The sequence below is a fragment of the Paracoccus sp. pheM1 genome (genome assembly GCF_018499825.1).
Lineage (GTDB): Bacteria > Pseudomonadota > Alphaproteobacteria > Rhodobacterales > Rhodobacteraceae > Paracoccus > Paracoccus versutus.
The window spans coordinates 1,884,776-1,905,421 of sequence record NZ_JAGXCX010000001.1 but is presented as its reverse complement, the minus strand read 5'-3'; the positions used below and the strand labels follow the sequence as shown (position 1 = coordinate 1,905,421).

At 70.9% G+C, this 20,646-nt stretch carries 26 protein-coding genes; 16 read left to right on the top strand and 10 right to left on the bottom strand.

Features of this window, described 5'->3' with window-relative positions; translation table 11 throughout:
- The first annotated feature begins 136 nt into the window (after nucleotides 1-136).
- The 6 genes from KF941_RS09770 to KF941_RS28345 all read left to right on the top strand — a co-directional run bounded on the left by KF941_RS09770 (nucleotide 137) and on the right by KF941_RS28345 (nucleotide 5,721).
- The gene (locus tag KF941_RS09770) at nucleotides 137-532 is read left to right on the top strand and encodes a cytidine deaminase (protein WP_036751365.1); all 396 of its coding nucleotides are present in this window, start codon (nucleotides 137-139) and stop codon (nucleotides 530-532) included.
- Nucleotides 529-1,818: a thymidine phosphorylase gene (locus KF941_RS09765; RefSeq protein ID WP_214273227.1), complete on the top strand. Its 1,290-nt coding sequence runs from the start codon at nucleotides 529-531 to the stop codon at nucleotides 1,816-1,818. Before KF941_RS09770 ends, KF941_RS09765 begins: the two co-directional genes overlap by 4 nt.
- Nucleotides 1,815-2,999 carry a phosphopentomutase gene (locus tag KF941_RS09760; protein WP_214273226.1) on the top strand — a complete coding sequence of 395 codons (1,185 nt, stop codon included), beginning with the start codon at nucleotides 1,815-1,817 and terminating at the stop codon, nucleotides 2,997-2,999. Before KF941_RS09765 ends, KF941_RS09760 begins: the two co-directional genes overlap by 4 nt.
- Nucleotides 2,996-3,964 (top strand): adenosine deaminase, encoded by a 969-nt coding sequence (locus tag KF941_RS09755; RefSeq protein WP_214273225.1) that lies wholly within the window; start codon nucleotides 2,996-2,998, stop codon nucleotides 3,962-3,964. Before KF941_RS09760 ends, KF941_RS09755 begins: the two co-directional genes overlap by 4 nt.
- Nucleotides 3,961-4,596, top strand: coding sequence for a uracil phosphoribosyltransferase (gene upp / locus KF941_RS09750; protein ID WP_036751358.1), 636 nt, complete (start codon nucleotides 3,961-3,963; stop codon nucleotides 4,594-4,596). Before KF941_RS09755 ends, upp begins: the two co-directional genes overlap by 4 nt.
- 69 nt (nucleotides 4,597-4,665) lie before the next feature.
- Nucleotides 4,666-5,721: an SPOR domain-containing protein gene (locus KF941_RS28345; protein ID WP_214273224.1), complete on the top strand. Its 1,056-nt coding sequence runs from the start codon at nucleotides 4,666-4,668 to the stop codon at nucleotides 5,719-5,721.
- Between the two features lie 7 nt (nucleotides 5,722-5,728).
- Here the strand turns inward: KF941_RS28345 and KF941_RS09740 are convergent, their stop codons facing one another.
- From KF941_RS09740 to KF941_RS09730, 3 genes are all read right to left on the bottom strand, one after another.
- Nucleotides 5,729-6,748: a hypothetical protein gene (locus KF941_RS09740; RefSeq protein ID WP_072460959.1), complete on the bottom strand. Its 1,020-nt coding sequence runs from the start codon at nucleotides 6,746-6,748 to the stop codon at nucleotides 5,729-5,731.
- A 354-nt stretch (nucleotides 6,749-7,102) separates the two neighbouring features.
- Entirely contained in the window at nucleotides 7,103-8,008 is a 906-nt protein-coding gene (gene rpoH, locus KF941_RS09735; RefSeq protein WP_036751355.1) for an RNA polymerase sigma factor RpoH, read from the bottom strand.
- Between the two features lie 66 nt (nucleotides 8,009-8,074).
- On the bottom strand, nucleotides 8,075-9,100 hold the full coding sequence (locus KF941_RS09730; protein WP_083538975.1) for a pseudouridine synthase: 1,026 nt from the start codon (nucleotides 9,098-9,100) through the stop codon (nucleotides 8,075-8,077).
- On the opposite strand from KF941_RS09730, the gene KF941_RS09725 reads away from it, so the two are divergent.
- Nucleotides 9,099-9,404: a DUF6476 family protein gene (locus KF941_RS09725; protein ID WP_240540274.1), complete on the top strand. Its 306-nt coding sequence runs from the start codon at nucleotides 9,099-9,101 to the stop codon at nucleotides 9,402-9,404. The two genes, KF941_RS09730 and KF941_RS09725, sit on opposite strands and share 2 nt — an antisense overlap.
- Here KF941_RS09725 and KF941_RS09720 read toward each other — a convergent pair.
- Entirely contained in the window at nucleotides 9,395-9,688 is a 294-nt protein-coding gene (locus tag KF941_RS09720) for an accessory factor UbiK family protein (protein ID WP_036751352.1), read from the bottom strand. The two genes, KF941_RS09725 and KF941_RS09720, sit on opposite strands and share 10 nt — an antisense overlap.
- A 126-nt stretch (nucleotides 9,689-9,814) precedes the next feature.
- On the opposite strand from KF941_RS09720, the gene lgt reads away from it, so the two are divergent.
- Genes lgt through pgeF form a run of 3 tightly spaced genes read left to right on the top strand, consistent with a single transcriptional unit; the run spans nucleotide 9,815 to nucleotide 12,514 of the window.
- A complete protein-coding gene (lgt, locus tag KF941_RS09715) occupies nucleotides 9,815-10,705 on the top strand; it encodes a prolipoprotein diacylglyceryl transferase (RefSeq protein WP_214273223.1) in 891 nt (296 codons plus the stop codon).
- Nucleotides 10,702-11,766, top strand: a complete 1,065-nt coding sequence (locus KF941_RS09710) for an SAM-dependent methyltransferase (protein ID WP_214273222.1) — start codon at nucleotides 10,702-10,704, stop codon at nucleotides 11,764-11,766. The genes lgt and KF941_RS09710 overlap by 4 nt, the downstream gene beginning before the upstream one ends.
- Complete coding sequence (gene pgeF, locus KF941_RS09705; RefSeq protein ID WP_214273221.1) at nucleotides 11,750-12,514, top strand: peptidoglycan editing factor PgeF; 765 nt, start codon at nucleotides 11,750-11,752, stop codon at nucleotides 12,512-12,514. The genes KF941_RS09710 and pgeF overlap by 17 nt, the downstream gene beginning before the upstream one ends.
- Before the next feature lie 52 nt (nucleotides 12,515-12,566).
- Here pgeF and KF941_RS09700 read toward each other — a convergent pair whose 3' ends face one another.
- Nucleotides 12,567-12,776 (bottom strand): hypothetical protein, encoded by a 210-nt coding sequence (locus tag KF941_RS09700; protein ID WP_214273220.1) that lies wholly within the window; start codon nucleotides 12,774-12,776, stop codon nucleotides 12,567-12,569.
- Between the two features lie 257 nt (nucleotides 12,777-13,033).
- On the opposite strand from KF941_RS09700, the gene KF941_RS09695 reads away from it, so the two are divergent.
- Complete coding sequence (locus tag KF941_RS09695) at nucleotides 13,034-13,657, top strand: recombinase family protein (protein ID WP_214273219.1); 624 nt, start codon at nucleotides 13,034-13,036, stop codon at nucleotides 13,655-13,657.
- Here the strand turns inward: KF941_RS09695 and KF941_RS09690 are convergent.
- Nucleotides 13,654-14,154, bottom strand: coding sequence for an Lrp/AsnC family transcriptional regulator (locus KF941_RS09690; RefSeq protein WP_036751341.1), 501 nt, complete (start codon nucleotides 14,152-14,154; stop codon nucleotides 13,654-13,656). The two genes, KF941_RS09695 and KF941_RS09690, sit on opposite strands and share 4 nt — an antisense overlap.
- 163 nt (nucleotides 14,155-14,317) lie before the next feature.
- On the opposite strand from KF941_RS09690, the gene trxB reads away from it, so the two are divergent.
- Together trxB and KF941_RS09680 are read left to right on the top strand one after the other, a co-directional pair.
- A complete protein-coding gene (gene trxB, locus KF941_RS09685; protein WP_072460956.1) occupies nucleotides 14,318-15,334 on the top strand; it encodes a thioredoxin-disulfide reductase in 1,017 nt (338 codons plus the stop codon).
- Nucleotides 15,334-16,152, top strand: a complete 819-nt coding sequence (locus KF941_RS09680; protein ID WP_214273218.1) for a transcription antiterminator BlgG — start codon at nucleotides 15,334-15,336, stop codon at nucleotides 16,150-16,152. Before trxB ends, KF941_RS09680 begins: the two co-directional genes overlap by 1 nt.
- Nucleotides 16,153-16,279: 127 nt before the next feature.
- Here the strand turns inward: KF941_RS09680 and KF941_RS09675 are convergent, their stop codons facing one another.
- From KF941_RS09675 to KF941_RS09665, 3 genes are all read right to left on the bottom strand, one after another.
- Nucleotides 16,280-16,507 (bottom strand): DUF1150 domain-containing protein, encoded by a 228-nt coding sequence (locus KF941_RS09675; protein WP_036751337.1) that lies wholly within the window; start codon nucleotides 16,505-16,507, stop codon nucleotides 16,280-16,282.
- A gap of 13 nt (nucleotides 16,508-16,520) precedes the next feature.
- Nucleotides 16,521-16,931, bottom strand: a complete 411-nt coding sequence (locus KF941_RS09670; protein ID WP_072460954.1) for an Hsp20 family protein — start codon at nucleotides 16,929-16,931, stop codon at nucleotides 16,521-16,523.
- Between the two features lie 120 nt (nucleotides 16,932-17,051).
- Nucleotides 17,052-17,642, bottom strand: a complete 591-nt coding sequence (locus KF941_RS09665; protein ID WP_036751333.1) for a hypothetical protein — start codon at nucleotides 17,640-17,642, stop codon at nucleotides 17,052-17,054.
- A gap of 163 nt (nucleotides 17,643-17,805) precedes the next feature.
- On the opposite strand from KF941_RS09665, the gene KF941_RS09660 reads away from it, so the two are divergent.
- From KF941_RS09660 to KF941_RS09650, 3 genes are read left to right on the top strand one after another with little or no spacing between them, the layout of a single operon-like run.
- Nucleotides 17,806-18,024 (top strand): DUF465 domain-containing protein, encoded by a 219-nt coding sequence (locus KF941_RS09660; protein WP_036751331.1) that lies wholly within the window; start codon nucleotides 17,806-17,808, stop codon nucleotides 18,022-18,024.
- 52 nt (nucleotides 18,025-18,076) lie between these two features.
- Nucleotides 18,077-18,586 carry a 5-(carboxyamino)imidazole ribonucleotide mutase gene (purE, locus tag KF941_RS09655; protein ID WP_214273217.1) on the top strand — a complete coding sequence of 170 codons (510 nt, stop codon included), beginning with the start codon at nucleotides 18,077-18,079 and terminating at the stop codon, nucleotides 18,584-18,586.
- On the top strand, nucleotides 18,579-19,622 hold the full coding sequence (locus tag KF941_RS09650) for a 5-(carboxyamino)imidazole ribonucleotide synthase (protein WP_036751329.1): 1,044 nt from the start codon (nucleotides 18,579-18,581) through the stop codon (nucleotides 19,620-19,622). Before purE ends, KF941_RS09650 begins: the two co-directional genes overlap by 8 nt.
- Here the strand turns inward: KF941_RS09650 and cobD are convergent.
- Nucleotides 19,606-20,583: a threonine-phosphate decarboxylase CobD gene (gene cobD, locus KF941_RS09645; protein WP_214273216.1), complete on the bottom strand. Its 978-nt coding sequence runs from the start codon at nucleotides 20,581-20,583 to the stop codon at nucleotides 19,606-19,608. The two genes, KF941_RS09650 and cobD, sit on opposite strands and share 17 nt — an antisense overlap.
- Nucleotides 20,584-20,646 lie beyond the last annotated feature (63 nt).

Genomic DNA, 20,646 nt, shown 5'->3' with positions numbered 1-20,646 from the left:
ACTATTTTTTTGCCGGGGAACAGGGGGCATCGCGGAAGCGGGCGGGGATGCGCCGCTCTTGCGCCGCTCTTGCATCGTGCGGGGCGCGCGCGCAAACTCCTGATCCGGTCGGACGGGCAGGCGAAAGGTGGGGGCTATGGCGCTTCTGGATGCGGCGCGCGAGGTGCGCGAAAGGGCCTATGCGCCCTATTCCAACTTCAAGGTCGGGGCGGCGGTGCGCGGCGCCTCGGGACGGATCTATGCCGGCTGCAACGTCGAGAACGTGGCCTATCCCGAAGGCACTTGCGCCGAGGCCGGCGCCATCGCCGCCATGGTCGCCGCGGGCGAGACCGAGATCGTCGAGGTCGCCGTCATCGCCGACTCGCAAGGCCCGGTGCCGCCCTGCGGCGGCTGCCGGCAGAAGCTGGCCGAGTTCGGCCGCCCCGAGACGCCGGTGCTGCTGGCCACGACCCGCGGCGACGAACTGGCCACGACCATCGGCGAGCTGCTGCCCGGCCGTTTCGGCATCAGCCACATGTCGGGCACCGAATGAGCCTTGCCGGTCCCCGCCCCGATCCGCGTCCGGTGATCGCCGCCGTGCGCGACGGGCGCGGGCTGGACGCGGCGGGGGCCGCGCTGATCGCGCGCGGCCTGGCCGACGGCTCGGTCAGCGACGCGCAGGCCGCGGCCTTTGCCATGGCGGTGCTGCTGCGCGGTCTGGACGAGGCGGGCCGGGTGGCGCTGACCCGCGCCATGCGCGATTCCGGCGACGTGTTGCGCTGGGATCTGCCGGGGCCGGTGGTGGACAAGCATTCGACCGGCGGCATCGGGGACACGGTCAGCCTGGTCCTTGCGCCGCTGGTGGCCTGTTCCGGCGCCTATGTGCCGATGATCTCGGGGCGCGGGCTGGGCCACACCGGCGGCACGCTGGACAAGCTCGAGGCGATCCCCGGTTTCCGCACCGCGCTGCCCGAGGCCGAGTTCCGCCGCGTCACCGGGCAGGTCGGCTGCGCCATCGTCGCGGCGGGGCGCGAGCTTGCGCCGGCCGATGCGCGGCTTTACGCGATCCGCGACGAAAGCGCGACGGTGGGCTCGATCGACCTGATCACCGCCTCGATCCTGTCCAAGAAGCTGGCGGCGGGGCTTGATGCGCTGGTGCTGGACGTCAAGCAGGGCAGCGGCGCCTTTCTGCGCGGCCCCGATGCCGCGCTGGCCCTGGCGCGCGCGCTGGTCGATACCGCGACCGGCGCCGGCTGCCGCACCCGCGCCTATGTCACCGACATGGATCAGCCCCTGGCCCGCGCCGCCGGCAATGCGCTGGAACTGCGCGAGGCCATCGCCGTGCTGACCGGCGGGCAGGGCGCGCTGCGCGACCTGTCGCTGGCGCTCTCCTCGGCCTGCCTGGAGCTGGTCGGGCTGACGGGGGCCCTGCAGGCGCTGGAAAGCGGCGCCGCGGCCGAGCGTTTCGCCCGCATGGTCGCGGCCCAGGGCGGGCCGGCCGACTTGCTGGAGCATCCCGACCGCCACCTGCCGTCCGCGCCGGTGATCCGCGCCGTGCCCGGCCATGGCCGCGTCGCCGCCATCGACACCGAGGCGCTGGGTCATGCCGTGGTCGCGCTTGGCGGCGGGCGGCTGCATGCCCGCGACCGGATCGACCCGCGCGTGGGGCTTGCGCAGATGCTGCGCATCGGCGAAGAGGCGGGCGAGGGGCGGCCGCTGGCGCTGGTCCATGCCGCCTCGGAGGCGGCGGCCGATGCGGCGGCCGCCACCGTCGCGGCCGCCTATCTGCTGGGCGATGGCCCGGAGCCGGGGCCGTTGATCCGCAGCGAGGTAACATGACCGACAGACGCGCCTTCCTGATCGTGATGGATTCGGTCGGCATCGGCGGCGCGCCCGACGCGGGCGCCTATTTCAACGACGGCCTGCCCGATACCGGCGCGAACACGCTGGCCCATATCGCCCAGGCGCGGCCGCTTACCATGCCGCATCTGGACGCGCTTGGCCTTGGCGCCGCGATCCGGCTGGCCAGCGGCGAGGCGGCACCGGGCCTCGGCGCCCGGCCGCAGGGGCTGTGGGGTGCGGCGACCGAGGTTTCGCGCGGCAAGGACACCCCCTCGGGCCATTGGGAGATCGCGGGCGTGCCGGTGCCCTGGGACTGGCACTATTTCCCCGACACCCGCCCGGCCTTTCCGGCCGATCTGGCCCAGCGCATCGCCCAGGCCGCGGGAACCGGGGGCATCCTGGGCAACGAACATGCCTCGGGGACCGAGATCATCGCCCGGCTGGGGGCCGAGCATCTGCGCAGCGGCTGGCCGATCTGCTATACCTCGGCCGACAGCGTGTTGCAGATCGCTGCGCATGAGGACGCCTTCGGTCTAGACCGGCTCTATCGGCTTTGTCAGGATGTGGCCGCCATGGTCCACCCGATGCGCGTCGGCCGGGTCATCGCCCGGCCCTTCCTGGGCGCCGAGGGCAGTTTCGCCCGCACCCCGAACCGCCGCGACTATGCCATCGCCCCGCCGGGCCCGACGCTGCTGGACGTGGCGCAGGAGGCGGGGCGGGCGACCCATGCGGTGGGCAAGATCGGCGACATCTTCTCGCATCGCGGCATCTCGGCCCTGCACAAGGGTCGGTCGGACGCCGACCTGGCCGGCCATCTGCTGGCCTTGGCGGATCAGGCCGAACCGGGCAGCCTGACCTTCGCCAATTTCGTCGAATTCGACAGCCTTTATGGCCATCGCCGCGACGTGGCGGGCTATGCGGCGGCGCTGGAATGGTTCGACGGGGTGGCCGGTGCGCTGATGGCGCGGCTGCGGCCGGGGGATCTGGCGATCTTTACCGCCGACCACGGCAACGACCCGACCTGGCACGGCACCGACCACACCCGCGAGCGCGTGCCGGTGCTGGGCTGGGGTTGTGGCGTGCGCGAAATCGGCCAGGTCGGTTTCGCCGATATCGCCGCCTCGGTCGCCGCGCATCTGGGCCTGCCGCCGGTCGGGCCGGGGAGGTCGTTCCTGTGAAATCGCTCAAGAAGATCGAGTTGCACCTGCATCTGGAGGGCGCGGCGCCCCCCGGCTTCATCCGCGCGCTTGCGGCCGAAAAGCACCGCGACATCGCCGGCATCTTCGACGACCGCGGCGCCTATGCCTATCGCGATTTCAAGGAGTTCCTGCGCGTCTACGAGGCCGCGACCTCGGTCCTGGCGACGCCGCGGGACTATGCCCGGCTGCTGTCCGAGGTGCTGGCGGAATGCGCCGAAGAGGGCGCGATCTATGTCGAGCTATTCGTCTCGCCCGAGTTCTGCGGCGGCGCGGATCTTGCCGCATGGCGCGACTACCTGGCCGCCATGGAGGAGGCCGCGGCCCAGGCCGAGCGCGACGGCATCGCCAGCCGCGCCGTGCTGACCTGCATCCGCCATTTCGGCCCCGAGCGCGCCCGCAAGACCGCGATCTGCGCCGCCGAGACCTCGGGCGGCTGGGTCGCGGGCCTCGGCATCGCCGGGGCCGAGGACGTGGGCGAGCTTGGCGATTTCGCCTGGGCCTTCGATTGCGCGCGCGAGGCCGGGCTGGGCCTGACCGCCCATGCCGGCGAATGGCGCGGGCCGCAATCCATCCGCGATGCGCTGGCCCTGGGCGTCACCCGCATCGGCCACGGCATCCGCGCCGTCGAGGACGTGGCGCTGCTGCGCGACCTGGCCGAACGTGGGATCACGCTGGAGGTCTGCCCCGGCTCGAACGTGGCGCTGGGGCTGGCGCGGGACTGGGCAGCCCATCCCATCGCCCGGCTTGCCGACGCGGGCGTGCGCGTCACCGTCTCGACCGACGATCCGCCGTTCTTCCACACCACGCTGTCGCAGGAATATCAGCGGCTTGCCGATGCCTTCGGCTGGGCCGAGGCCGAGTTTCGCCAGATGAACCTCTGGGCCGTCGACGCGGCCTTCTGCGACCAGACCACCCGAACCCGCCTGCGAAAGGAACTGACATGACCCAAGCGCATCTGACCGTCGTCGATCACCCGCTGGTGCAGCACAAGCTGACGCTCATGCGCGACAGGACCACCTCGACCGCCGGTTTCCGCCGCCTGCTGCGCGAGATCAGCCTGCTTCTGGCCTATGAGGTCACGCGCGAGCTGGAGATGACCACCATCCGCATCGAGACCCCGCTTTGCGAGATGCAGGCGCCGACGCTGGAAGGCAAGAAACTGGCGCTGATCTCGATCCTGCGGGCCGGGAATGGGCTGCTCGATGGTATCCTTGAGCTGATCCCGGCCGCGCGCGTGGGCTTCATCGGGCTTTACCGCGACCCCGAGACTTTGCAGCCCGTGCAGTATTATTCCAAGGTTCCCAGCGCGCTGGACGCACGCATGACCATCGTCGTCGATCCGATGCTGGCGACGGGCAATTCCTCGGTCGCGGCCATCGACCTGCTCAAGGCGGCGGGGGCGCGCAACCTGCGCTTCCTGTGCCTGCTCGCCTCGCCCGAGGGGGTGGCGCGGATGCGCGAGGCCCATCCCGACGTGCCGATCGTGACCGCGGCGCTGGACGAGCGACTGGACGAGCATGGCTATATCGTGCCCGGCCTGGGCGATGCCGGCGACCGCATGTTCGGCACGAAATGAGGCCGCGTTAACCGGGCCTTCAGGGCTTTCGGCCTATCACCGGGTCATGGGTGATTCGAGGATGGGGCCATGCGGGCAATTCTGTGGCTAATGCTGGTGCTGCTGCCGGGGCTTGCGCTGGCGCAATCGCCGCGCCCGGCCGAAGAGCCGCCGGCGGATTTCCCGGCGCGGCAATATATCGACAGCCGCGGCTGCGTCTTCCTGCGCGACGACCTGGGCGGCTGGGCCGCGCGGCTGGCGCGCGACGGCACGCCGATCTGCGGCTATCCGCCGACGCTTTCCGCCCGCGGCGCCCAGGGCGAGCCGAAGCTGCGGGCGCTCGCCCCGGCGGCCGGGCGCAGCCGGGCCGAACTGCTGGAAGAGGCGCTGTCGCAGCAAGTCGTCACCAACCTGCGCCCCGGCGAACTGGCCAGCGATCCCCGGCCGATGGAGCATCTGCCGGATCTGGGCCCCGAGCCGCATTCCCCCGCCCCGGCCGATGCGCTGCGGGCGGCGCTGGCGGCGGCGCCGGCGCTGCGCCAGGGCATGGGCGCCGCCCTGCATCCGAACCGGCGGCTGTGCGAGTTGCTGGGCTATGACGACGGGCCGGGCGCGGCCGGGCTGGACGATCCGACGCAGGGCTATTGCGCGGGGCTGCCGAAGTCCGAACTGTCGCGGCTCAGCTTCATGCGCCCGGTGGGCAGTGCGGCGGAGGCTGGGACGACCGTCGCGCCCGCCAGCGAAACCGCCGCCGGAACCGCCCGGCCGGTGCCGCCTCCTGCCGCAAGGCCGGCGGCGCAAAAGCCGGCTCCCGCCAAGCCTGCACCCGTATCCGCACCCGTGGCCAAGGCGCCCGAGGCGTCGCGCGGCAAGGCGCCGGCATCCCCTGCCGCGCCGCCCGCGGTCGGGATGATCCCCGCCGGGGCGCGCTATGTCCAGGTCGGCACCTTTGCCGATCCGCGCAATGCCGAACGCGCAGCCGCGCGCATCGCGCAGATGGGCTATCCGTTGCTGCGCGGCAAGGACCAGGCCGGCGGGCGCGAGGTGCAGTTCCTTGTCGCCGGCCCCTTCCCGGACCGGGAAAGCATCGTCCGGGCGCTCGACGCCATCCGCAAGGCAGGGTTCCGCGATGCCTTTCCCCGCTGACCGCGGGTCACTGGTCGCAGATCTCCTGCAGCGCGATCCATTCGCGGTCGGCAAGCACGGGGCGCGGTTCGGCCGTGCGAAAGGGATCGGCCTCGATCAGGCCCAGCACCGCCTCTCCGGTCGGGTCGAGCGAGCGGGCATAGGGCTCGCTCGAGATGCCGGCGCGGGTGAAATAGGCTAGCAGCGGCTCGTCCTCGGGGCGGGGCAGGGGGCCGGCCAGCAGTTTCTCGCCATAGCCCGACAGCGATTTCGCCGGCAGCGTCCCGGCGGTCAGCAGGTGAAAGGTGGCGCGCGGCCCGGCATGGCGCAGCGCCGCCAGCAGCGGGTCGTCGCGGACCGCCGCCGCCTGGGCGGCCAGGATATGGCCGGCCGCGACCTCGGGCGTCACCTGGCCCGCGATCAGGTCTTCGCCGATGACGGTGATCGGGCCGGGCAGGCGAAGGGCGCCGCGCAGGCTGGCCGGCACCACCACGATCTGCGCATCCGGGCCGATCAGCCGCATCGCCAGCTTCTGGCGCACCATGTCGCCCGCGGGGCGCGAACAGGGGCTGCCGGTGGTCTTGGCGATCTCGGCCAGCACAATGCGCCCGATCTCGGCCCGCTGCGCCGGGGGGGCGATGTCGGCGGCGTGGCGCACCAGCGCCGGCGGCACCCAGAACACCGCCAGCAGCGCCATGACCCCGGCGGCGCTCAGCATCAGCCCGCCGCGCAGCCGGCCGGGATGCGGCTTGCTGGCCTCGATCACCTGATGCACCTTGGAAATGGCCGAGATCATCAGCTCGTCGTCGATCTCCAGCTCTTCGCCGGCATCGAGGCCGCCCGGCGCATAGCGCGCCGGCAGCTTGCCGGGGTTGAGCCGGGTGACGGCGGGCAGCGACCAATGCGCCAGCGGCACCTCGGAACGCGGATCGGTCAGCACCAAGGTCGCATCCCCGAAGGAAACGATGACGTCGCGCAGCTGCGATCTGGGCGATTCGCGCCAGATTCCTGCGGCTTCCAGCCTTTGATATTGGTTCAGCGCCGTCATTTGCGCGCCATCGGCCCTTGCTGTCCTGTCCTGACCATAAGCCAAGCCGGGCGGCGGTCAACTCTGCCCGCTGTCACGATAATTTCCCCGCCGGGGCCGCGGCTTGCAAGGGGCGTCGCGCCGGAAAACCGACCGGCTTGCGCGGGCATGGCCAGCCCCAGGCGGCGCGCGCCCGGCCGGGACGGGTCCGCGGGCCCGTCCTGCCCGCCGCCCCGCGGCTTTCCGGCACCTTCGGCCGGGAAGGCGGGCGCCGGCAAGAGAGGGCACGGCGCCGAACCCCCTGCGCGGCCTTTGCGCAAGGGGTCGCCAGCGGCTGCGGGGGAAGGGAGCGGGCCGGCCGGCGCCAAGGCCGGGTCAGGCGGTTTCGGGCACGGTCATGCCGCGCTCGCGGGCCAGTTCGCGGATGCGGTTCTGCAGCTTCTCGAAGGCGCGGACCTCGATCTGGCGGATCCGCTCGCGCGAGACCTCGTAGCGCGTCGAAAGATCCTCGAGCGTCATCGGGTCGTCGCGCAACCGGCGCTCCATCAGGATGTCCTTTTCGCGGTCGTTCAGCACGTCCATGGCGGCAAGCAGCATCTCGCGCCGCGCCGAAAGCTCGTCGGCCTCGGCAAAGGCCTGGGCCTGGTCGGCGTCCTCGTCCTCCAGCCAGTCCTGCCATTGCGCGGTCGATTCGCCGTCGCCGGACCCGACCGTGGCGTTCAGCGAGGCATCGCCCCCCGAAAGCCGGCGGTTCATGTCGATGACCTCCTGCTCGGTCACGTTCAGGTCATGGGCGATCTGGGCGACGTTTTCGGGGCGCAGGTCGCCTTCCTCCAGCGCGCCCAGCCGCGACTTGGCCTTGCGCAGGTTGAAGAACAGCTTCTTCTGCGCCGAGGTGGTGCCCATCTTGACCAGCGACCAGGACCGCAGGATGTATTCCTGGATCGAGGCGCGGATCCACCACATCGCATAGGTGGCCAGGCGAAAGCCCTTTTCCGGGTCGAAGCGCTTGACCGCCTGCATCAGGCCCACGTTCGCCTCGGAGATGACCTCGGCCTGCGGCAGGCCATAGCCGCGATAGCCCATGGCGATCTTGGCGGCGAGCCGCAGGTGGCTCGTCACCAGCTTCTGCGCGGCCTCGGCGTCCTGGTGGTCGACCCAGGCCTTGGCCAGCATGTATTCCTCTTCCGGTTCCAGCAGGGGAAACTTGCGGATCTCCTGCAAATAGCGGTTCAGGCCCTGTTCGGGGCTGGGTGCCGGAAGGTTGGTGTAGTTCGCCATCTGAAAATTCCCTGTCCCGCGCTTGGGCGGGTAATTGTGAACGCTGTCGGCGCGCTCCGGGTTCCGTCAGCCCGGTGCCCGGCGCAAGGTCGCCAGCAAGCCGGCCATGTCGGGCGGCAGCGGGCTGGCAAAGGTCAGCGCCTGGCCGCTGACCGGGTGGTCGAAGCCCAGCTCGGCCGCGTGCAGGGCCTGGCGGGGAAAGGCGGCGACGGCCGCGGCGGCATCCGCCCCCAGCGCCCGGACCGAGGCCCGCCTGTTGCCACCATAGACCGGGTCGCCGACCAGGCCCAATCCCGCATGGGCCATATGCACGCGGATTTGATGCGTCCGCCCGGTCTCCAGCCGGCATTCGACCAGCATGGCGGCGGGGGGCGTGCCGAAGGTCTCGATCACGCGGGCGCGGGTCACGGCATGGCGCCCGTTCTGGAAGCTGACCGCCTGGCGCTGCCGGTCGCCGGGATGGCGGCCGATCAGCGTGGCGATGCGCAGCACGCCGCCCGGCTCGAACCCCACGCCCGGCAGGCCGCGCAGCCGCGCATCGGCCGGGTCGATCATGCCATGCGCGACGGCCAGGTAGCGCCGCCGCGCCGTGTGGTCGGCGAATTGCCGCGCCAGCCCCTGGTGCGCGCGGTCGGTCTTGGCCACCACCAGCAGGCCCGAGGTTTCCTTGTCGATGCGATGCACGATGCCGGGCCGGGCCGCGCCGCCGATGCCCGACAGGCTGCCCGCGCAATGCGCCAGCAGCGCATTGACCAGCGTGCCGTTGGGCGCGCCGGGCGCGGGATGGACCACCATGCCGGCGGGCTTGTCCACCACGATCAGGTCGCCGTCCTCATAGGCGATCGACAGCGGGATCGGCTCGGGCTGCGCGTCCAGGGGCTCGGGCGCGCCGATCTCGACCAGGTAGTCGCCGGTCTCGGCCCGCGCCTTGCCGTCCGTGACCGGCCCCGAGGGCCCCCGGACCGCACCCTCGGCGATCAGCCGGGCCAGGCGCGAGCGCGACAGCGCCGCCTGCTCTGGCGCGGCAAGGGCAAGCGCCTTATCAAGGCGCTCGGACAGTCCTTCGGGGATGGTGATGAGGATTTCGGCCATGGCACGGGATGATAGGCTGGATGCGGGACCAGAGGAAGCGTTGCCGATGCTGCGCTGGCTGCGCATCCTGGTGACGGCCCTGGCGGCGGTGATGGGCATCGGCATGCTGGTGATCGCGGCGCTGCTGTGGCTGCGCCTGTCGCAGCCGCCGCTGCCCGAACTGCCCGAGCAGGTCGCCCTGCCCGAGGGCGCGGTGCCCGCCGCCGTCACCTTTGCCCGCGACTGGCTGGTGGTGGTGACCGAGGCGGGCGAGGTGCTGCTTTACGACAGGCAGGGCCGACTGCGCGAAACGGTTCAGCCCTGACCTTCGCCGGTGCCGAGCGGGCCGGTCGAACTGACCGAGGCCACGCCCTTGCCCTCCAGCGCGTCGAGGCGGGCGCGCAGTTCGGCATTCTCGGACCGGGCCTTGATCGCCATTTCGCGCACCGCCTCGAATTCCTCGCGGGTGACGAAATCGCGCTCGGCCAGCCAGCGGTCGATCCAGCCGTTGAAGGCGGTCTGCGCCTCGTCCTTGGCGCCCTGGGCCACGCCCATGGCATTGGTCATCAATTTCGAGAGATCGTCGAGAAAGCGGTTGTTCGCGGTCATGGCGGGCCTTTCGGTTCAGCGAGACCCCCTATATGGCGCTCGGGGCGCGGCTGTTCAATTGCCTGACAGCGCCGGTTGACACCCGGCCGCCCCCGCGTAGCCTGCCCGCGCCGAAACGAGGAGCCCATGATCCCATTTCCCGACATTTCGCCCGAGATCTTCACCATCCATCTTTTCGGCATGGAATTCTCGTTGCGCTGGTATGCGCTGGCCTATCTGGCCGGGCTGCTGATCGGCTGGCGCATCATCGTCGCGCTGATGCGGCGGCCGCGGCTTTGGGGCGACGCGGCGCCCATGCCGCCCGAGCGGGTCGAGGAACTGCTGACTTGGGTGATCGTCGGCGTGGTGCTGGGCGGGCGGCTGGGCTTCGTGCTGTTCTACGAGCCGGGCTATTACCTGGCCAATCCGGGGCAGATCCCGGTGATCTGGCAGGGCGGCATGTCCTTTCACGGCGGCTTCCTGGGTGTGGTTCTGGCCTCCTGGTGGTATTGCCGGCGCCACGGCATCCCGGCGCTGCGGCTGGCGGATGCGCTGTCGGTGGCGACGCCGATCGGCCTGGGCCTGGGCCGGGTGGCGAATTTCATCAATGCCGAGCTGTGGGGCCGGCCGACCGACGCGCCCTGGGGCGTGGTCTTTCCCGGCGAGGCGGCGCAGAACTGCCCCGGCATCACCGGCCCCTGCGCCCGCCACCCGAGCCAGCTTTACGAGGCCGGGCTGGAGGGCGTGCTGCTGGCCGGCCTGCTTCTGCTGCTGGTCCGGGCCGGGGGGCTGCGCCGGCCGGGGCAGGCGCTGGGGCTGTTCCTGACCGGCTATGGCCTGTCGCGTTTCGTCGTCGAGTTCTTCCGCCAGGCCGATGCGCAATTCATCACCCCCGACAATCCGCTGGGCCATGTGCTGGGCGGGGCGGTCTGGGGCGTGACCATGGGCCAGCTGCTGTCGCTGCCGATGGTGCTGGTCGGGCTGGCCTTCCTGGCGCGCGCCCGCGCCCGGCCGGCGGTGCCGCAAGGCGCGGCATGACGCCGCTCGGGCGCCTGATCGCCGCGCAGATCCGGCTGTCGGGGCCCATGGCCCTGGACGAATACATGCGGCTTTGCCTGCTCCATCCCCAGCATGGCTATTACGCCACCCGCGACCCCTTCGGCGCGGGCGGCGATTTCACCACCGCACCCGAGATCAGCCAGATCTTCGGCGAGATGATCGGCCTGGCGCTGGCGCAGGCCTGGCTGGACCAGGGCCGTCCCGTGCCTTTTACCTTGGCGGAAATCGGGCCGGGGCGCGGCACGCTGATGGCCGACATCCTGCGCGCCATCCGCATCGTGCCCGGCATGGCCGAGGCGGCGCGGGTGGCGCTGGTCGAGGTCTCGCCGCACCTGCGCCGGGTGCAGCGCGACAGGCTGGGCGACATCGCCCACCTGGACGATGTGTCGCAGCTGCCGCAGGCGCCGCTGTTCCTGGTCGCGAACGAGTTCTTCGACGCCCTGCCGATCCGCCAGTTCCAGCGCGGCGCGCAGGGCTGGGCCGAGCGGGTGGTGGCGCTGGATGCCCAGGGCGGGCTGGAGATGGGGCTGGTCCCGGCGGCCGATGCCGCGCTGCCTGCCGCGCCCCAGGGCGTGATCCGCGAAACCTGCCCCGAGGCCCTGCCGATCGTCGCGCAGGTTGCCGGGCGGATCGCCGCGCATGGCGGCTGCGCCATCCTTGTCGACTACGGCGGCTGGGACGGGCAGGGCGACACCTTCCAGGCCCTGCGCCGCCACCGGCCCGAAGATCCGCTGGCCAATCCGGGCGAGGCCGACCTGACCGCGCATGTCGATTTCGCCCCCCTGGCCGCGGCGGCGCGCGGCGCGGGCGCGCGCGTCTCGCGCATGGCGACGCAGGGCGACTGGCTGAAGCGGCTGGGGATCGAGGCGCGCGCGCAGCGCCTGGCGCGCCTGGGCGATGCGGGTGCGATGGCCGCGCTTCATCGCTTGACCGCGCCCGATGAAATGGGACACTTGTTCAAGGTGCTGGCCTTATGGGCTCGCCATGCGCCCGTCCCCGCCGGATTCGAGCCCCTGGACGACGATGCAGACGACGCTTGAGATCCTGACCCATCCGCTGCTCGCCTCGGTGCGGCATGGCTTCTTCACCCGGCGCGGCGGCGCCTCCTCGGGGCTGTTTTCGGGGTTGAACTGTGGCTACGGCTCCAGCGACCAGGCCGAGATCGTCAGCATCAACCGCGCCCGCGTGGCCGCGGCGATGGGCGTGCCGCCCGCCGGGCTTGCCACCGTGCATCAGGTCCATTCCGCCGAGATCGCGGTGTTGCGCGCCGGTGACGACCCGGCCGCCGTCGCCGGGATGCGCGCCGACGGCATCGTCACCGACCAGCCCGGCGTGGCGCTGGCGGTGCTGACCGCCGATTGCCAGCCGATCCTGCTGGCCGACCCCGAGGCGGGGGTGATCGGCGCCGTCCATGCCGGCTGGCGCGGGGCGCTTTCCGGCGTGATCGAGGCGGCGGTCGGCGCGATGAACGACCTGGGCGCCAGCCGCATCCGCGCGGTGATCGGCCCCACGATCAGCCAGCGCGCCTATGAGGTCGGCGAGGATTTCATGGACGAGTTCCTGGCCGAGGAACCCGGCTATCACCGCTTCTTCGCCGGCGGGCCCAACGGGCGGCCGATGTTCGACTTGCCTTCGTTCGGCCTGATGCGCCTGCGCGAGGCCGGTGCCGAGGCCGAATGGACGCGGCATTGCACCTATTCCGACCCGGACCGCTTCTTTTCCTATCGCCGCAGCACGCATCAGAACCAGGCGGATTACGGCCGGCTGATCTCGGCGATTGCGTTGTAGGGCGCCGGCCAGGGCTGCCCGGGGCGCTGCACCAAGCCGTCGGCTGCGGCCGTCATTCCTCGGGACGGTATCCGTGCCGGTTGCGCGCCATGGCGATGGCGGTCGAGCGGCGCACCGACCGGGCAAAGGACAGCACCAGCGCCGCGGCCATGACAAAGGCCACCCCGCCCAGCGAGTAGGATAGAAAAATCCAGCCCAGCGACAGCTTGAACCCCAGCGCCAGCCCGGCGCCGGCCAGGCCGCCCACAACCCCGGCGAGCATATAAAAGACGACCTCGCCGCCATGGAAGCGGCCGTTTTCCTCGCCCCCCTCGCATCCGTCCCTGACGGGTGCGGCAAAACGGAACCCTTTGCGCATAATGGACAAAAGGGGAGAAGCCCCGTAAGAAATCCAGCTTTCGCTGGAGTAAATCAGGTTGCGAGGTGCCGTGTCAAAAGGGTTCCGTTTTGTCAATGCGTCCGGGGCGGGCGATGCGGCGGGCGAAACGTATCGCACCGGGCCGAACCTGGGGATTTCGCATGAAAATTGGCTATGCACGGGTGTCGACCGAGGACCAGCGGCTGGATCTTCAACTGACGGCGCTGAAACGCGCGGGATGCGTCAAGGTATTCAAGGACCATGGCCTGTCCGGTTCGGCCATGGCCCGGCCGGGGCTAAAGCGGATGCTGGCCTCGTTGCGGTCCGGGCAGACGCTGGTCGTCTGGCGGCTTGACCGGCTGGGCCGGTCGCTGGTCGGCCTGGTCGAGATCGTCGACGAACTGGGCCGGCGGGGCATCGACTTCCAGTCGCTGACCGAAGAGGTGAATACCGCCTCGCCCGGCGGGCGGCTGGTCTTTCACATCATGGCCGCGCTGGCCGAGTTCGAGCGCACCCTGATCAGCGAGCGCACCAAGGCCGGCATGGCCGAGGCACAGCGCCGCGGCAGCCATGTCGGCCGCCCGCCCATCCTGTCCGAACAGCAGGTGGCCGAGGCGATCCGCGCCGTCGAGACCGAGTCGATCAAGAGCATTGCGGCCCGATACGGCATCCACGCCCGCACCTTGCAGCGCCAGTTCCGCAAGGTGCAGGGAACCGACCGAACTGCGCAGGAAGCGGTGCCGCCGCGGGGAATTTTCGTGCCCGGCCGGTTGCCCCCGCCTTAGCCGACCATCGCCGCGCGTTCCTCGACGATGCTGAAGGGCACGCCTGGCTCGTCCTTGGCGCAGCGGATCACCAGCGAGGTCTTGACCGAGGCCACGTTCGGCGCCGCCGTCAGCTTCTCGGTCAGGAAGCGCTGGAAGCTGGTCAGGTCGGGCGAGACGCATTTCAGGATGAAGTCGATCTCGCCGTTCAGCATGTGGCATTCGCGGACCAGCGGCCATTCGCAGGCCAGCGCCTCGAAGGCGGAAAGGTCGCGCTCGGACTGGCTCATCAGCCGGACCATGGCAAAGACCTGCACCTCGAAGCCCAGCTCGCGCGCGTCGATGTCGGCATGGTAGCCGCGGATATAGCCCATCTCCTCCAGCGCGCGGACGCGGCGCAGGCAGGGCGGGGCGGAAATGCCGACGCGGCGGGCCAGCTCGACATTGGTCATGCGGCCGTCGGCCTGCAACTCTGCCAGAATTTTGCGGTCGATTTCGTCAAGTCTGGCGGCGGTCATCGCATCCCCTGGTTTGCCTTGCGGGCAAAAAACATGCCGGAAACTATCCCGCGGGGCCGGATTGCGCAACATTCTTTCCACCGATGCGCGAAGGGGCCTTATGGATTGCATGCGAGGCCGGCGGTGATTAGCTAAGGCTGCGCCAAGCGAGAGGTTCCCTGCCATGTCCCATGTTCCCGCCGAGATCGCCGCCGATGCCAGCCTGCCCGCCCACAGCCGCGTGCTGATCGTGGGCTCGGGACCGGCCGGCTATACCGCCGCCGTCTATGCCGCGCGCGCGATGCTTTCGCCGGTGCTGATCCAGGGCATGCAGCCGGGCGGCCAGCTGACCATCACCACCGAGGTCGAGAACTGGCCGGGCGAGACCGAGATCCAGGGCCCCGACCTGATGGTCAGGATGGAGGCGCATGCCCGCGCCATGGGCGCGCGCGTCTTCGTCGATACGGTGACGCGGCTGGACCTGGGCCGGCGGCCCTTCGTGGCGGAACTTGATTCGGGCGCGCGCATCACCGCGGATGCGGTGATCCTGGCCACGGGCGCCCAGGCGCGCTGGCTGGGCCTGCCCAGCGAAGAGAAGTTCAAGGGCTTCGGCGTCTCGGCCTGCGCCACCTGCGACGGCTTCTTCTATCGCGGCCGCGAGGTCGTGGTGGTGGGCGGCGGCAATACCGCGGTCGAGGAGGCGCTGTTCCTGACCAATTTCGCCAGCAAGGTGACGCTGGTCCATCGCCGCGACAGCCTGCGGGCCGAAAAGATCCTGCAGGACCGGCTGTTCCGCAATCCCAAGGTCAGCGTGCTGTGGGATCACGAGCTGGTCGAGGTGCAGGGCGAGAGCCAGCCGCCCGGCGTGACCGGCGTCAGGGTGCGCCATGTCCGGCAGGGGACCGAGCAGGTGGTGCCGGCGGACGGCGTCTTCATCGCCATCGGCCATGCGCCGGCCTCGGAACTGGTCAAGGACCAGCTGGAGCTGCATCACGGCGGCTATGTCAAGGTCGAGCCGGGCACGACCCGGACCTCGATCCCCGGCGTCTTTGCCGCCGGCGACCTGACCGACCATGTCTATCGCCAGGCGGTGACCAGCGCCGGCATGGGCTGCATGGCGGCGCTGGACGCCGAGCGCTACCTGGCCGAGCATGACATGGCCGGCGAGCCGAACCCGCACGCGGCCGAGATCCCGGCCTGATGGCCGGGCCCTTGCCGCATCACCAGCCGATCCGCGCGCTTCTGGTCAGCCCCGAGGCCGGGCAGAAGCTGCGGGCCGAGGCGGCGCGCATGGCCGCCTGGGATCTGACGCCCCGGCAATCGGCCGACCTGGGCCTGCTGATCGGCGGCGGCTTCCTTCCGCTGCGGGGCTTTCTGACCCAGGCGGATTACGATTCGGTGCTGGCGGGGATGCGGCTGGCCTCGGGCGCACTCTGGTCCATGCCGCTGGCGCTGGAGGTCGATGCGGATTTCGCGGCCAGGGTCGAGCCGGGCGAGGACATCGCCATGCGCAGTCCCGGCGGCGCGGTCATGGCCATCCTGTCGGTTACGGACAAATGGAGCCCGGACGGGGTCGAAGGCGCGGATCTGCCGGGCGCGGCCGGGCCGGTCTGCCTGGGCGGGCCGGTCAAGGGGCTGCAAGTCGAGGGGCTGCAAGTCGAGGGGCTGGAAGGTGCGGGGCTGGAAGGTGCGGGCGACGCCCATCCTGGGCCGAACGCCTGGCGGGCGCGTTTCCGTGCGCAGGGCTGCGAGCGGGTGCTGGCCTGCGATCCCGCCGATGCGGCCGCGGCGGCGCGGCTGGCCAGCGAGCTTGGCGCCGAACTGCTGACGGTCGGGGCCGAGCCGCGCCATGCCGGCCCGCGCGAGGCGCTGTGGCAGGCGCTGGTCCGGCGCAATCATGGCGCGACGCATCTGCTGCTGCCCGCCGATCCGGCCGCGCAGGCGCTGCTGCGGCAATACCGGGACGAGATCGGGCTGGAGCTGGTCGAGGCCGGGGACGGCCAGGCGCGCAGCCGATAACGGCCCCTGCCGCGCGGCGGGATCGGCATTTCCTGATGCTATCGGAAGGGTGGGAGCCGCCCCGCAGGCGGCGCGCATGTCGCCATCGCCGCCGCCTTGCCCGGCGGCGGCATCGGCATCCTGCGGCTTAGTGGACGCTGACCGGGGTCAGTTCGTTCTGGCGGGCCAGCAGGAAGGCCAGGCTGCGATCCTTGACCAGGGCCAGCCGCTCTCCATCCGCGCCATGCACGGCGTAAAGCGCATCGGCGCCGGGCACCTGGCGGCGCACCTCGTCGGGCAGGCTGTCCATCGCGACGCGGCGGATGTAGACGATGTTGCCCGCGCTTTCCGGGCCGAAATCGAATTTCTCGTTCATTTGCGATCCCCTTTCACTTGCGGCTGATCGGTATGGTCTGCACGATGCTGTCGGGCACCGAGCGGCGCAGGTCGATGTTCAGAAGCCCGTTTTCCAGCCCCGCCGACACCACCTCGACCCCGTCCGCCAGCACGAAGCTGCGCTGGAAGGCGCGGGCCGCGATGCCCCGGTGCAGGAAGACGCGGCCTTCCTCGGCCTCGGCCTGGCGGCCGCGAACCACCAGCTGGCGGTCCTCGAGCGTGATCGACAAGTCGTCCTCGGAAAAGCCGGCCACGGCCAGCGTGATGCGAAAGCCGTTCGGCCCCTGGTGTTCGATGTTGTAGGGCGGATAGCCCTCGGCGCCCTTGGCGGCCCGTTCGGCCAGGCGTTCCAACTGGTCGAACCCCAGCAGGAACGGATGAGCGGCCAGACTGATCTTGGTCATTCCCAAGCCCTTTGCATCAAAGCGACTGTCGGCCGGACCCCGGAACGGCGATCCGGCAAGACCAATATGTGGACGGAGGCCGCCGGAAACAAGGGTTTGCCGCGTCGCAGCCGCGCGGCGTCACGGCCGCAGGCCGCAGGCGGCCATCGCCGCCCGGATCGCCCGGCCCGAGCCGGCCAGCGGCAGGCTGCCGCGGCCGCGGTCGTCCGCAAGCTCGACCCCGCTGCCGCCCAGCAGCCCCGCGAGCATCGCCGAGCCGCGCGCCGCCTGGGTCGCGCGCATGCCGCCGCTTGCAGCAAAGGGCTGCGCCATCCGCCGCCCGTCGATGCGCAGCACCAGCGAGCCGGGCGAGCCGGCCATGCCCTCGACGGCGACCAGCCCCTCGCTGCCGCGCTGGCACATGTAGCTCAGCGCCAACCGCCCGGATTGCACGCGGGCGTAATGCGTCCTGCCGCCATCGGCCGTGCCGTTGCGCCAGCCCGCGCCCTGGCTGGGTGGCTGGGCGGGTTGGCGGCTGGGTGCCGCCTGCTCGCATTGCTCGGCCACGCAGGCGTGATAGCGCGGGTTCGAGGCGGGACCGAAGTGATAGAGGCAGGAATTGACGCAAAGCTGCATCTGCTCGCCCTCGGCTTGCGCATGGGCCGGGGCAAGCGGGGCCAGCAGCAGCGCAAGCGCAAGGGCGCAGGGCCTGAGGGGGGCGGTGCGGGGCATCGGCTTCTCCTGCATGGGGTTCGGCTGCAAGTTTCGGGGCGAAAGCCGCTTCGGGGCAAGCGTTTTTCCGAACCGGCCGGTCCGCGTTAACGCGTTCCCGCAAAACCATTAACAACGCCCGGAGGCCGCGCTATAACCAAGGCGATCCAGCCCGAGGCCCGAGATGAACGCCCAACATGAGATGTCCCATGAAGAGATCACCCGCGCCAAGCTGGAGGTGCTGCGGCGCGAGCATCGGGATCTCGACGAGGCGATCGCCGCGCTGTCGAGCCAGAGCCTGACCCATTCGCTGACCCTGCAACGGCTGAAAAAGCAGAAGCTGGCGCTGAAGGACCGCATCGCCCGGCTCGAGGACGAGCTGACCCCCGACATCATCGCCTGATTGCATGATCCCGCCCGGCGCTGTAGGGCGGGGCGCAAAAGGGGGTCGAGCCATGGAAAAAGCCGCCGAAAAGCCCGCCGGGAAGCCTGTCGGAATCATCATGGGCAGCCAGTCCGACTGGCCGACCATGCGCGAGGCCGCCGCCATCCTGGACGAATTGGGCATCGCCTACGAGGCCCGGATCGTTTCCGCCCATCGCACGCCGGACCGGCTGTGGGACTATGGCAAGACCGCGGTGGCGCGCGGGCTCAAGGTCATCATCGCCGGCGCCGGCGGGGCCGCGCATCTGCCGGGGATGATGGCCAGCAAGACGCGGGTGCCGGTGATCGGCGTGCCGGTGCAGACCAGGGCGCTGTCGGGCGTCGATTCGCTTTATTCCATCCTGCAGATGCCCAGGGGCTATCCGGTCGCCACCATGGCCATCGGCGCGGCAGGTGCCGCCAATGCCGGGCTGATGGCGGCCGGCATCCTGGCGGTGTCCGATCCCGATCTGGCCGCGCGGCTGGATGCCTGGCGCCAGGCGCTGTCCGATTCCATCCCCGAGGAGCCGAAGGATGAGTGAACTGAAACCCGGCGCCACCATCGGCATCCTGGGCGGGGGCCAGCTGGGCCGCATGCTCTCGGTCGCGGCCAGCCGGCTGGGCTATCGCTGCCATGTCTACGAGCCGGGCGCCGCGCCGGCAGGCGACGTGGCGCATCGTCTGACCACCGCGCCCTATGAGGACGAGGCCGCGTTGCGCGCCTTTGCCGAATCGGTCGACGTCATCACCTATGAATTCGAGAACGTGCCGACGGCGGCGCTGGACCTGCTGGAATCGCTGCGCCCGATCCGGCCGAACCGCCGCGCGCTGGCCGTGTCGCAGGACCGGCTGGCGGAAAAGGATTTCCTGGCCGGCATCGGCCTGCGCACCGCCCCCTATCGCAGCGTGGAGACCGAGGCCGACCTGCCCGAGGCGCTGGCGGCGCTGGGTGCGCCCGCGATCCTCAAGACCCGGCGGCTGGGCTATGACGGCAAGGGGCAGATCCGCTTTTCCGATGCGGGGCAGCGGGACTGGACCGGCGCGCCCTCGGTGCTGGAGGGCTTCGTGGATTTCTCGGCCGAGATCAGCGTCATCGTCGCGCGCGGCGCCGACGGGCAGGTCGCGGCCTATGATCCGGGGCTGAACGTCCATCGCGACGGCATCCTGCGCACCACCACCGTGCCCTGCGGCCTTCCGGCCGGCCTCTTGACCGATGCGGTGCTGGTCGCGGGCCGCATCGTCAACGCGCTGGACTATATCGGCGTCATGGGGGTCGAGCTGTTCGTGACCCGCGACGGGCTGGTGGTGAACGAGATCGCGCCGCGCGTGCATAACTCGGGGCATTGGACGCAGGCGGGCTGCGCCGTGGACCAGTTCGAGCAGCATATCCGCGCCGTGGCCGGCCTGCCGCTGGGCGACGGCCAGCGTTACGCCGATGTCGAGATGGAGAACCTGATCGGCGACGACGTGCTGCGCATCCCGGAACTGCTGAAGCAGCCGCGCGTGCAGCTTCATCTTTACGGCAAGGGCGAGGCGCGCCCCGGCCGCAAGATGGGGCATGTCAACCGGCTGCCGTAAAGGCGCCGGCCAGGCGGTCGAATTCCTCGCGATTGCCGGGAATGCCCAGGCGGATCCAGTGCGGATGCCAGGGAAAGATGCGGCTCCAGATGCCGGCACGGGCCAGCAGGTCGCATGCGGCCGGCGCGTCGGGGGTGTCGTAGAGCCGGAACAGATGCGTGCCGCCCACCAGCGGCCAATGCGGGGTGACGATCTGGTCCAGGTGCAGCGCGGCCTCGGACAGCCAGACCACGGTGTCGTCGATCCATGGCGCATCGGCCAGCGCCTGGGTGCCGATCTCCAGCGCCGGGCCGCTGACCGACCAGGGGCCGGCGCGCTCGGCCAAGCGGGCAAGCGTCTCGGGCGCGGCGATGGCAAAGCCCAGCCGCAGCCCGGCAAGGCCCCAGAACTTGCCGAAGCTGCGCAGTACGGTGACGTTATCGGGCCGCGCGCCCGCCATCGACAGGTCGGGGCGGGGATCGGCAAAGCTTTCGTCCACCATCAGCTGCCCGACCGTCGCGGCAATGGCGGCGACCTGCGCGGGCAGGAATTCGCGCCCGTCCGGGTTGTTCGGGTTCACGATCACCGCCAGATCGGCGCCGGCCAGCGCGGCCGGGTCGGCGGGCTCGGCCACCTCCCAGCCGGCGGCGCGCAGGCTGGCGGCATGTTCGTTATAGGTCGGCGACAGCACTGCCGCGCGCCGCCCCGGCAGCACATGCGGCAAAAGCTGGATCGCCGCCGAGGCGCCGGCCAGCGGCAGGATCTGCTCTGGCGGGCAGCCGAATCGGACGGCGGCCGCGGCGCAAAGCCGGGCGGTATCGGCGGCCGTCGGCAGCGCGGTCAGGGCATGGGCCGAAAGCGGCCCCGCCGAACTTGCCGGGTTTGGCCAGGGCCGGCGGTTGATTCCCGTGGACAGGTCGATCCAGTCCGCCCGGCCGAAGCGGCTGGCCGCCTTGTCGATGTCGCCGCCGTGGTCGCGCATGGGCAATCCTCCCTGGCCGCCCTTGAACCTGCACGAAAGCCGGCGGTCAAGCGGCGGAGCCTG